Below are 12,252 nucleotides of genomic sequence, written 5' to 3'. Positions count from 1 at the left end.
AAATTATCGTCTAATTAAACTGAAGTGCCCTTTTAAAACTCTACCATCATCTAGCTCAACTTTGTACCAATAATCTGTTGAAGGTAAAGGGTTTCCTTTATATAAACCATTCCATCCGGGTCCTAACGGATCTAAAACAGCAATTAATTTACCAAATCTATCAAAAATATATACGTTAGAGTTTGGCTGAAATTCAATTCCTGTTACATGCCAAGTATCGTTATATCCATCAAAATTTGGTGTAAAAAAGTTTGGGATACCAATTAAGGAAACTTCAACAGAACTTTCAGAACAGTTTTCAATATCAATAATTCTAACAGTATGAATTCCGGCAGGAACATTTTCAAATAAATTATTTGATTGGTATTCCCCATCATCAATTGCGTATTCATATACACTGTTAGGTAAATTATTTGTTACTACAGTAATGGTGTTGTTTGATGAATTATCGGTAATTATAACATTGCTAATATTAAATCCTAATAATTCTGTTACTTCATTACTGTTTACTATAATTGATTTGGTTTTAGTACAGTTAAATTCATTTGTTGCAGTTACTGAATATTCTCCATCAGAATAAACAGAAATACTTTGAGTATAACCAATTTCGTTGTTAAACTCATCAAACCATATATAATTAAAATCATCTGATGGATTTTCAACACCAATATTTGTATTTGAAGAGCTTAAGCATAATGAAACAGTGTTTAATAAATCAAATTGAGGTACAGGATTTACATTTAAAGTTATGTGGTAACCTAAACCATAACATGTATTAGTTAAATCATCAACTCTAACTACAATTTGTTGTGTGTTTGGTGAAGATGTATTTCTGTAGTTAGAAGGATTTATGCTATTTACTTCATTTGTAGCATCATTTATGTTTTCATAATATGTTACTGCCAAATTAGTTTTAGGAAGCAGTATGTTTAAAATTTCATTTGTGGCATCACTAAAATTAAATGTAGTTATACCATTGGTTTCATCATTGTCATAAATATTATCACATTCATTAAAAATAAGCATTAAATCACTAGGAATTTCGATTGAAATAACTTCTAAATTAATTTGAGCAGTAACAAAACAATTCGAGTCATTTTCTACTCTTGCCCAAACAGTTGAAGAAGTTTCGTTAGAAAATACAGTAGGATTTGCTATTGCATCAGTTGTACTATTATTAATAGCAGCAGTTTCATTTAGAAAATAAGTTATAGTTGGTGTTGGAGTTTCGTTTGAAATTATAGAATTAGCATTTTCTAAATTAAAATCAAAATAACCATCAGTATCATCATCACATTCTGTATGTGTAACGGGCGTTGTAACTACCGGAGCGTTATTAATTGTTACTTGAATAGACTTTACTTTCTCGCATGTATTGGTTGTATCTATTGCAGTTACCGAATATAAACCACTAGAATCTACAGTAATATCTGGAGTATAAGCAATTTCTGTACCTTCTTCATTTCTCCAAATATAATTATATATACCAATGGGATTTTCAATACCAAAACTTAAATCTGTTGAGTTTGAGCAAAATTCAATTAATTCTAACAAATCAAATTTTGGAACTGGGTTTACAATTAGTGTAATATATTCTAATCCAAAACAATTGTTATCTAAATCATCAACTCTAACAACAATTTGTTGTGTGTTTGGTGATGATGTATTTCTGTAATTAGAAGGGGTAATGTTATTTTGTTCAGCTAAGGCGTCTTCTATGTTTTCATAATACGTTATAATAAAATTTGTTTCGGGAGCTAATGCATCTAAAATTTGAGTTGTAACACTGCTAAAATCAAAAGTAGCGATTCCATCAGAATCATCATTATCAACTAAATCATCACATTCTTCAAAAGTTAGTATTAAACCTTCAGGAATTTCATTATATACAACTTCTAAAATAACTTCAGCAATTGCAAAACAGTCTGATGTATTTTCTACTCTTGCCCAAACAGTTGAAATAGTTTCGTTCGAAAAAGTTGTCGGATTTGAAATGGAATTAGTATTATCTATTGCTGCAGTTTCTGTTGTAAAGTAGGTAATTGTTGGTAAAGGATCTTCTTCTGAGATTAAAGTATTAGCTTCTTCTAAATTAAAATCTACGATTCCATCTAAATCATCATCACATTGAACAAGTGTTACAGGTGAATTTACAATAGGTTCATTATATATTGTAACATTTAATGTTAGAGTAGATGTCTCGGTACCAATAGTAACTATTGCTGTTACAGTAAAAATACCTGGAGATGAAAAAATATGAGTAGGATTAAGTTCTGTTGATGTATTATTAATTCCTGTTGAAGGATCTCCAAAATCCCATGCGATAGTTGTAGGTTGAACGGAAGAGCTTACAGTAAATTCGGTTTCATTTCCAAAACAAACATCATTTGCTGAAATTGAAGTTAAAAAAAAGGATTGTATAAAAGGAGGTAAACCTTCAAAAACCTTACGGTTTAATTCTCCATTACTTATATCAAGAGCATTATGTGTATAATTACAAGCTAAACCATCGGTTTCAGGATTATTAATAATTCCTAAATAATTAGTACCTCCGGGATCTTCTTCAATAACAGACAAAGCTCTATATATTTTTCCATCAATAGCTAATTGTAAAGCACCACGAGTATTTACGGATGTTTCATGTATTAATACTCTAGAGTTTTGAATGTTAGCACTTAGCATATCGAATTGATATAATCTTCCGGGAGGTGAATGGATCTCGTTATCAAGTTTGCTGGTAGTTACATAAAGTTTTTGACTTTGATTAGAAAATTCTACACCATAAGGGTTATCATCACTTTCATCAAAATCTAATTCAATTTCATTGGAAACTATACCAGTAGCATTGTTAAAATCGTAGATCATTAAGTTTTGTTGCACCCCAAAATTGGCACAAGCAATTTTAGTTCCGTCAGGTGAAATTTTTAAATATCCTCTAGAATCATTAGCTCTCGATATATTGTTATTTGAAACGATTGGATTAGTATCAATACCTGTAGCATTAACTCTCCAAGCTAAAAATTGATCTGTAATAAAAGTTATAACCCAATAAGAATTATTATCGGCATGTTTAACTGCAGTTATTTTTTCATAAGCACGAGAAACTAAATTTATATTTTTTTCATTAGAAATGATATCTCCCAAACCCCCATTAAGGGTTAAATCTACTGTTGAATAGTTTATACCATTTGCTGATAAAGGTGAATTTCCCCTTGCATCCACAGTAAAAATATAATATTGGTTTATATTATTTGGTCTTGGAACTATTATTGCAGATTGTGTACTTGAAGCATCGCCTAATAAGTTAGTACCATTAGGCATTATATTATGGTTTCTATCCCATACTGTAACACCATCGGTATAAAATAATAAGTTACCCTGATAATCAGAAATTGTAGCACAGCCTTCATAAGTATATAATTCACCATTATAAATAGGAACAGGTACTCCAGAGTTAAAATCTAACCCGGCATATTGACCAAAATACCAAATTGCTGCTTCTTTTTGAGAAAATAAAATTGAGGGGAAAAGAATTAGCAATAAAAAGAATAACTTTTTCATTTTAAAAATGAAATTTTTATTGTTAAAGATATATATAAATATCTTGTTTTTAGTAAGTTAAACTTGAAAAAATAAGAATTATTATGTTAAAATTATCGTATTAAGCTAAAATGACCTTTTTTCACCTTGATATTTCCATTGCTATCAATTAATTCAACAGAAAACCAGTAATCGGCAGCAGGTAAAATTTTTCCATTAAAACTACCATTCCAACCTTCACCTTTAGGATCAATTAGGGTAATTAATTTTCCAAACCTGTCAAAAATATAAATATTGGAATTTGGATAGAAATTTTCGTTTGTACCTAACACTTTCCATGTATCGTTATAACCATCGTTGTTTGGTGTAAAAAATCTAGGATAACCTATTACAGGAACTTCAATTTGTGCAATACCACATAAATTTTTATCTCTAATATATACAGTTCTTATTCCAGGAGCAACATTTTCAAATAATGGCTCATCTTGATAGGAACCGTCAATATCATCAATTGCAAATTCGTAATTTCCAATACCTAAATTAGCAGTATTTATTGTGATAGAATTGTTGTAAGAATCATCAATTACTTCAATATCGTTTATTGAAATAGTAGGAGCGTTTGATTCTTTTATATTAAATGTATTGTATCCTGTACAGAAGAATCCGCTATAATTTGTTAGGTCACGGTATGCTTCAATTTTGTAATTACCTTCTTTAGTTGCTATTAGGATTGGGGATGTTTCTCCTGTTAGTTCAATGTCATTCCAATACCATTGGTACTGGTCATTAGGATTTCCTGTAGAACCATCTAAAGTTATTGAGTTTAAATGTGAAGTATCTATTTGCTTACTTACACATAAAATTTGTTCAGTTTCATCGCCGTTTGGTTCGGGTAATTTTTCAACTTCTAATTTTAAAATGCCACCTTCTTCACAGGCTTTAGTTATTTTGTTTTCAATTCTGACAAAAACTTCTTGCGGAGTATAAATTTTGACTCCAAAAATACTGTCACTTTGTTTCAAAGCATCGCTACTATTATGGTAAAACTCTACAGTTACAGGCGTTAAAAAATAAGATTTTATGATTTTATTTATTTCATTAAAATTGAATATAGCTCTACCATTACCTTCACTTTTTGCGTCATTTTGTATGTTCTGATTTTCATTAATTTCACAGGAATTAATAGGAGGATAGTTTTTTAAACTTGTTGGAGAAACCACTAAATCAATAGTTCCTGTAGTATAACAATCTATAGCTGTATTTTCTACTTTAACAGTTAAAGTATGATACGGACCGCTTAGATTTATATAATCTGTTTTGGAAACCGGATTGCTTAAAGAAGTATCTTCTATTTCATAAAAAGTGACTTCTGTACTCTCTAAATTGTTCTTTGTTAGTTCAGCTTCTTTGGTTGATAAATTAAAAGTAGTTCTACCATCATTAGGCTTTGAATCAAAATCACATTGTTCATAAACTACATTAGATGTTATTTTTGGGAGTTCATATACTTCAACATTAAAAGAAGTTGTTATAAAACAATCAGGATTGTAATTATTGGTAATTGTTACATAAACAGGTTGTAAACTAGGTGTGGTGTTTTGAAACGTATTTGAATTGGTAATTTCATTAGTAAGCGTAGCATCAGAATAAAATTTTATGGTAAAATCAGAAGATGATTGCTCATTTAAAATTTCTGAAAGTTTTTCAGTTAAATCAAAAACTTCAAATCCGTCAGTATCTGTACCTACTAAATTACTATCACATTGAGATAGATTTGTGATGTTTGTTGGTGGATTTGGAGATTCAAAAACCTGTAGAGTAAATGTTTCTGTTTCGAAACAAATAGGATTTTGTTTGTTATGAATTCGCGCAATTAAAGTATCAATACCATAAGAAGTTGAATTAGTATATGGCATTATTATAGGATTGTTATTTGCATCTGCATCTGCTTGATTGGCAAAATAAACTACTTCAAACTCAGTGGGATCTTGTTTGTTTAAAATTTCAGTATCTCTTAAAGTGTTTAAATCAAAATTATAAAAACCATCATTATCAGTATCGCATTGTAAAATATTTTCAGGTTTTGTAATGGTAGGAGGTTCATATACTTCAATAGAAACTTCACCTAAATATTTTGTTTTAAATCCACAATCATCAATAGTTTCAGCTTCTAAATTATAAATACCGGAGTGTGTATAATCTAAATTAGTAAGGGTTAATATTGAAGAATTTATATTTAAATCAATTCCATTAAATGTCCATTTATAAGTAGGTGTACCTGGGATATCTTGTACTGAAAGCTGATAATTCTCTCCTAAACACCTTTTTACGATTGTGTTGTTTAAGTTTTGTGTAGTTATGCCATCAGTAATTTCAATAGGAAGCAAAAGGGAAGCTATAAAAGGAGGTAAGCCTTGTGTTGAATTATTATCTCCTAATGAAATAGCTTTATGTTTATAATTACATGCCACACCGTCTTTATTTGGGCTTTCAATAACGCCTAGATACGGTATTCCAATATCATAGGTTTTTGATAAGGCTCTGTATATTTTACCATCGGGAGCTAGTTGTAAACCACCTCTAAATAAATTTTGAGAATCTATGATAACTCTTGATGTAATTATATCTGCTAATATTGGTGAACTTATATCAAATTGAAATAAAGTTGAAAAATGATTATTAGGATTATTATATTCTAGATATTCTAAGTTATAGTAATCATTAGAAGCATTAACGTATAATTTTTTACTGTTAGGTGAAAATTCAATGCCATAAGGGTAATTGCCTTGGGTGTTAAGTGGTAGTGTTTGAGGGTTGGTAATTATTCCGGTACTATCATTAAAATCATATAGTATAACTGCTCCGGGAATTTTATCTATTCCATTATAATTTGCCGAGTGAGCTATAACAATTTTTGTACCGTCAGGTGAAACTTTTAAATACCCTCTTCTGTCATACGTGCTGTAATTAACAGTTGATTTAACAGGTGTGGCTGCCACACCGTTTTTGGTTACTTTATAAGCGTAAAATTCATTTTCAACATATGAAATAACCCAATATGTATTACATTCGTTACCTATAATTGCGGCTACTTTTTCAGTCCAATCATCTGCTCTGCCTTCGGTTAAATCAATGGGACCATCAACAATATCACCCAAACCTCCATCTTTTGTAATGTCGATAGTATAATAATAAAAACCATATCTGCCTCCATTAATTGCCGCGCCTACTGTAAAAAGATAAAATTCAGTACTGCTTTCAGGACGAGGTATTATCATTGCAGACTGTGTACTTGAAGCATTTCCTTTTAATCCGGTTCCATTAGGCATTACTTTGTGGTTTTTGTTCCAAACTGTAGTTCCGTCAGAATAGAATAACAGATTTCCGTCTTTGTCAGAAAAAGAAGAACAGCCTTCTTTTGTATTTAAACTTCCCGTAATTGCTGTGGGTGGATTTGTATTGAAATCTAAACCAGCATTTTCACCAAAAAACCAATAGTTGGCTTCACCTTGAGCAAAGGTTGTTATTGTGGTTAACAGAAATATAAGTACTACTAATTTTTTCATTCAAAGAAAATTGTAATAAACAATCTAATCTTCAAATATATTAATTAGCCAAGGAACATTTTGTTAAATGTTTATAAATCTCGTTTTTTTAACAACCAATATGATAGGTATACAAAAATAGCTGTCCAACAAGTAACAATTAGAATATCTAAAAGTTGTACCGAAAAATCTTTAGACAAATCTTCACCTACTTGTTTTGCAACAGTTTTTACCGCTCCTAAACGTGTAAAAGGTTCTTTAATTAGGTTGCTCATAGCTTCTAATGGAAATATTCTCATCAAATCATCTACATGACCTTCAAATCTCCAATGAAACATACCTTTGGCAAATCCTTCAACCATTGCCCACACCAGCATAGCTCCTACTGCAAAAGCCGATTTTTTAATTAAAATTCCTAAAAATAATCCGAAGGAGAAAAATCCAACAAGTTTAATAAAAAACGCAAATAAGTATTCTAAATCGGTGGTAACTATTAAAATTTCATTAAAATCGGAATAAATATATCCAAGAATTAATGAAACTATAAATACAAAAATTGTAGAAATTAAAGCTAATAAAATAACTGTGTAGAATTTTGAAAGTATAAACTCTTTTTTGCTCAAGCCATCAATTAAATTTTGTTTTAAAGTTTTGTTACTGTACTCATTAGCCATCATTGAAACAATAACCAGCAATAAAAAAAATTTAAAAATAGCTGCCATATAGGTATTAAAATGCCAGATGTAAGGAAAGTTAAAAATACCTTGTTCAGCTAAATGAAATTGTACCGGACCAATATCAAATTTTACTGCAGCTATTAATGCAATAGAAGTTAACAATGCAAAATAAATGATAATTAAAATTCTGCTTGCACGGTTGTGTTTTAATTTGTGAATTTCAATACTTAGTAGTCGTAGCATTGTTAGTTGTTATTAGTTATTGTTAAGAATTGTTGCTCTAAACTTGGTTTTCTTTTTATCAAATGTGATAAAACAAAGCCGTTTTTAAATACATATTGATTGATTTCTGAAGCTTCAATAGGTTTATTTAAAGTAGCTATAATTTTATCTTCATCTTTTTTTACGGATGAAATTCCTTCATAATTTGATAGTAACTCGATAAGTTTTTCAGAATTTGAATCCACTTTAAGTTCAAATAAACCAAAAGAAGCAGTCATTTCATCAACGCTACCCGAATACAATTTAATACCTTCTCTAATTACAACAACGTGTGAGCAAACTTTTTCTACTTCATCTAATAAATGTGAAGCTAATAAAATGGTTGTTCCGTTTGCAGCAATATCTTTTATGATTTGACGAATTTCATGAATGCCTTGTGGATCTAAACCATTGGTAGGTTCATCTAAAATCAATATTTCAGGATCGTTTAACAATGCCGAAGCAATTGCCAAACGTTGTTTCATACCCAGTGAATAGGTGCTGAATTTATCATTTTTTCGTTTATAAAGATTAACAGCTTTAAGTTTTTCTTCAATTTTAGCGGAAGGAATCTCCTTTATTTTACAAACCAATTCAAGGTTTTGAATGGCAGTCATATAAGGATAAAAGTTTGGACGCTCTATAATTGCACCTACTTTTTTTAAAGCTTCATGTGTAGATAAACTACCGTCAAACCAATTAAAATCCCCCGAAGTTTTATTTACAACATTTAAAATAATACCTAGTGTGGTAGACTTTCCACTGCCGTTTGGACCAAGTATTCCATATACATTTCCTTTTTTAATAGTAAAGGATAAGTTATTAACGGCATGGATTCTACCAAATTTTTTATTAAGATTGTTAATTGATAAGATTGTTTCCAATATATTTTTGTTTAGTATAAAATTAAGACGATATTTTTTTAATATTGTTACAGCAATATACTAAATTTGAAAGAATTTGAATTTTTATGATGCAACAAAAACTAATTTCACAGAAAAAACCGGCGTTTCCAATAAACGAACAATTGTATGATTATTTAACAGAATATAATAGAAATATTAAAATTCCTGTTTTTTATGATGATTTGCTTCGTTTTGCAGGTTCTATTGTAGTTTACGATAAAAATGGAGAAGATACTTTGTGGGTAAGAGTGTATTATTCTGAACATGAAAGAGATGAAATTGATTTGAGCTTAAAAAGAATGTATATGATTTTGCATGGAGATGGAAGTGAAGATTCTTTACCCTTTTTAACAGTTGATGCAATTGATTATTGTACGTTTGGAAATTCAAAACCTTTTAGAGTTAAAGTTAGAAATATTTTAAATGACAACCACACGTATTTATACGTTAAAAAAGCTGATGCTTCAAGAGTTTACGGTTTAGAATTAGAGCATATTTTATCTCCAAATAATATAAATTTTTTAATTTATAAAGACACTTTAATTGAAGAACATGTTTTAGGAATTCCCGGAGATGTTTTTATAGCAGAAAACTTAAATACAGTTTCGGTTAGAGGAAAAAAAAGAATTTCTAAAGAGTTTGTAAAATTTAATGAACGTTGTATGATTCGTTTATTGGGTGATATGCGTTCGTATAATTACGTAATTGTTGCATCGTACGATTTTGATCAGGTTGAATACAGAATTAGAGCTATGGATTTTGATCAGCAAAGTTTTGAAGGAAATTTAAAAGTGTACTTTCCTCAATTTTTCAAAGAAAATTATCCTTTTGTAAAAATGGTTACTGATAATTTACAAAAAGAATCAATTGAGCAATATAAAAAAGAAGAACGTTCTGCTATTGCAAGGAGAATTAAAGGAGCTCAAGAAAGAGTTAATGATTTGTTGGCTTGTATGGTAAACGATAGAATTTCAACTCCGGAAAAAATACATCAATTAAAAATGGATTTAGTAGAATATACTAAAGATAAAAACTTTAAAAAATGTAATTCTATGGGAGAAATACTAAAAGTTGCTTTTGATTTTGTGGTAAGAAATTACGAAAATGTAAATACGTATATTATTAGATAATGTATAGATTTAAAGTGTAATTAATAATTATCAAAATCTAAATCATCTAAATTTTTAAAGTTCTCTTCATCATTAAATAAATCGTAATCATCTAAATCGTCATCATCATCAGATATAAACTCTTTTTTGGGAGCTTTTTCGGGCACATTACCAAATGATAAAACTACTTTTGGCAAGTCTACATTTTTATCATCAATAATTTTAGATAACTCAACATAAAAAGTCCACATTGAGAAAAAATCGTATACATAAATTAGTTTATCACCTTTCTTTTTAAAAATACTTTTTATAGAGCAGTTTTGCATAGATAAAGAACTACCATCTTCCGACATGTCAAAAAGAGGAATTTCGTCACCTTGTTCCCATTCATCGTTAGTTCTGTAAAAAGAAGCCATTTCTTGTCCATTAAACCCAAAAGATTTGGCAATTGTGTAATGCAAATCTTCTAAACAAAGTTTATCATTAAAAACAATATCTCTAAAAACATCTTCTTCAACGTCTAGTATAACTCTAAATTTATAAGCCATGTTTAAACACTTTAAATTATATACAAATGTAATATAAAGTTTTAATTCTTATTTTTACACACTAACATTTTATTATGAAAAATAAAGAAAAAACACTTCAGCTTTTTAATAGTATGTGTAAAGATACCTTGATGGAAACGTTACATATAAAATATGTTGATTATGGTGATGATTTTTTAGTTGCCACAATGCCGGTAAATTCAAGAGTTTATCAGCCCGATGGTATTTTAAACGGAGGCGCTACTATGGCTTTGGCAGAAAGTGTTGGCAGCCCGGTTTCGCTTTTAGTTATTGACAAAGAAAATTATACTGTTAGAGGAATTGAGTTTTCTGCTAATCATTTAAAAAGTGTTAAAAATGGTATAGTTACAGCAACCGCTAAGTTTATTCATAAAGGCAGAACTACACATTTAATTGAAATTAAAATTACCGATGATCAAAATAATTTAATTTCAATTTGTAAACTAACCAATATTATTTTACCTAAAAATTAAAAATTGAATAAAGAAATAGAAAATTTTTTTATTAAAATTGAAGAGATATACTTATCTAAAAAACCATTTGTAGTTTATAGAAAACCAAATGAACAAATCATTTTTGCTTATATGCAAACAACAGATGAGTTATTTGAATTAGACTCTTTTAAACAAACCGGATTTATTTTTGCTCCTTTTGAAAATAATGAAAAAAGAGTAATTTTTCCGATAGAGAAAAGTGTAACCTTCTCTGTTAAAATAAATAATGATATTGTTATAGGTACATCAAATTCGTTAAAAAAACTATCAATTGTTAGTGATGAAAAATTAAAAGAAAAACATATTGTATTAGTTGAAAAAGGAGTGGAGTATATAAAAAACAAAAACGCTCAAAAAATTGTTTTATCAAGAAAAGAAAAAATAGAATATACGGATTTTGATGTAGTACATACATTAAAAAAAATGTTGGATACCTACAAAAATGCTTTTGTGTATTTGTGGTATCATCCTAAAGTTGGGTTGTGGATGGGAGCAACACCAGAAAGATTGATTAATATCACTAAAAATCAATTTAAAACAATTGCTTTGGCCGGAACTCAAAAATATATAGGAACCACCAATGTAATTTGGGAACAAAAAGAAAAGCAAGAACAACAATTTGTAACCGATTTTATTTTAGAAAACTTAAAAACTACAGTTGCTATAACTAAAGTAAGTGAACCATATACAGTAAAGGCCGGAAATTTGGTGCATATAAGAACCGATATTTTTGGTAAATTAAAGAGTTTAGATTTATTGGAGAACCTTATCAATTCACTTCATCCAACACCTGCAGTTTGTGGACTGCCTAAAAAAGTTGTTACTAAGTTTATTTTAGAGAACGAAGGGTATAGCAGAGCTTATTATTCGGGTTATTTAGGGGAATTAAATGTAGATAATTCAACTAATTTATTTGTGAATTTGAGATGTATGAATATTGATAAAAAGTGTATAAACTTATTTATTGGAGGAGGTATAACTATAGATAGTAATCCTGTTAAAGAGTGGGAAGAAACAGTATCTAAGGCTCAAATTATGAAAAGTATTTTATAAAAGAAACCACTAAATTTAATTTTCTTTTTGAAGTTTAGACGAATATGTACGTGGGGTTACATAATTACTTTTGAGCATAGCAATAAAATCTCAAATTTT

At 29.1% G+C, this 12,252-nt stretch carries 8 protein-coding genes; 3 read left to right on the top strand and 5 right to left on the bottom strand.

The window, feature by feature from the left end; translation table 11 throughout:
• Window positions 1-3 precede the first annotated feature (3 nt).
• From HGB55_RS00190 to HGB55_RS00175, 4 genes are all read right to left on the bottom strand, one after another.
• A complete protein-coding gene (locus HGB55_RS00190) occupies window positions 4-3,561 on the bottom strand; it encodes a T9SS type B sorting domain-containing protein (RefSeq protein WP_168813456.1) in 3,558 nt (1,185 codons plus the stop codon).
• A 92-nt stretch (window positions 3,562-3,653) separates the two neighbouring features.
• A complete protein-coding gene (locus tag HGB55_RS00185) occupies window positions 3,654-7,106 on the bottom strand; it encodes a T9SS type B sorting domain-containing protein (protein WP_168813454.1) in 3,453 nt (1,150 codons plus the stop codon).
• A gap of 71 nt (window positions 7,107-7,177) precedes the next feature.
• Complete coding sequence (locus HGB55_RS00180; protein WP_168813452.1) at window positions 7,178-8,005, bottom strand: ABC transporter permease; 828 nt, start codon at window positions 8,003-8,005, stop codon at window positions 7,178-7,180.
• Between the two features lie 2 nt (window positions 8,006-8,007).
• On the bottom strand, window positions 8,008-8,907 hold the full coding sequence (locus HGB55_RS00175) for an ABC transporter ATP-binding protein (protein ID WP_168813451.1): 900 nt from the start codon (window positions 8,905-8,907) through the stop codon (window positions 8,008-8,010).
• A gap of 89 nt (window positions 8,908-8,996) precedes the next feature.
• Here HGB55_RS00175 and HGB55_RS00170 point away from each other — a divergent pair, with 89 nt between their 5' ends.
• Window positions 8,997-10,058 carry a hypothetical protein gene (locus tag HGB55_RS00170; protein WP_168813972.1) on the top strand — a complete coding sequence of 354 codons (1,062 nt, stop codon included), beginning with the start codon at window positions 8,997-8,999 and terminating at the stop codon, window positions 10,056-10,058.
• A gap of 20 nt (window positions 10,059-10,078) precedes the next feature.
• On the opposite strand, the gene HGB55_RS00165 is transcribed toward HGB55_RS00170, so the two are convergent.
• Window positions 10,079-10,585: a plasmid pRiA4b ORF-3 family protein gene (locus HGB55_RS00165; protein WP_168813449.1), complete on the bottom strand. Its 507-nt coding sequence runs from the start codon at window positions 10,583-10,585 to the stop codon at window positions 10,079-10,081.
• Window positions 10,586-10,659: 74 nt separating this feature from the next.
• On the opposite strand from HGB55_RS00165, the gene HGB55_RS00160 reads away from it, so the two are divergent.
• Window positions 10,660-11,079, top strand: coding sequence for a PaaI family thioesterase (locus HGB55_RS00160; protein ID WP_168813447.1), 420 nt, complete (start codon window positions 10,660-10,662; stop codon window positions 11,077-11,079).
• Between the two features lie 3 nt (window positions 11,080-11,082).
• A complete protein-coding gene (locus HGB55_RS00155) occupies window positions 11,083-12,153 on the top strand; it encodes an isochorismate synthase (protein WP_247649164.1) in 1,071 nt (356 codons plus the stop codon).
• The last annotated feature ends 99 nt before the right edge of the window (window positions 12,154-12,252 follow it).

This window comes from Lutibacter sp. B1 (assembly GCF_012524075.1).
Taxonomy (GTDB): Bacteria; Bacteroidota; Bacteroidia; order Flavobacteriales; family Flavobacteriaceae; genus Lutibacter.
The sequence above is the reverse complement of the archived record's forward strand: the minus strand, read 5'-3'. Positions and strand labels throughout refer to the sequence as shown.

Excerpts from the sequence above, each read along its gene's own strand:
- HGB55_RS00190 (WP_168813456.1), bottom strand. The coding sequence starts at position 3,561 with ATGAAAAAGTTATTCTTTTTATTGCTAATTCTTTTCCCCTCAATTTTA.
- HGB55_RS00185 (WP_168813454.1), bottom strand. The coding sequence starts at position 7,106 with ATGAAAAAATTAGTAGTACTTATATTTCTGTTAACCACAATAACAACC.
- HGB55_RS00165 (WP_168813449.1), bottom strand. The coding sequence starts at position 10,585 with ATGGCTTATAAATTTAGAGTTATACTAGACGTTGAAGAAGATGTTTTT.
- HGB55_RS00160 (WP_168813447.1), top strand. The coding sequence starts at position 10,660 with ATGAAAAATAAAGAAAAAACACTTCAGCTTTTTAATAGTATGTGTAAA.
- HGB55_RS00180 (WP_168813452.1), bottom strand. The coding sequence starts at position 8,005 with ATGCTACGACTACTAAGTATTGAAATTCACAAATTAAAACACAACCGT.
- HGB55_RS00170 (WP_168813972.1), top strand. The coding sequence starts at position 8,997 with ATGCAACAAAAACTAATTTCACAGAAAAAACCGGCGTTTCCAATAAAC.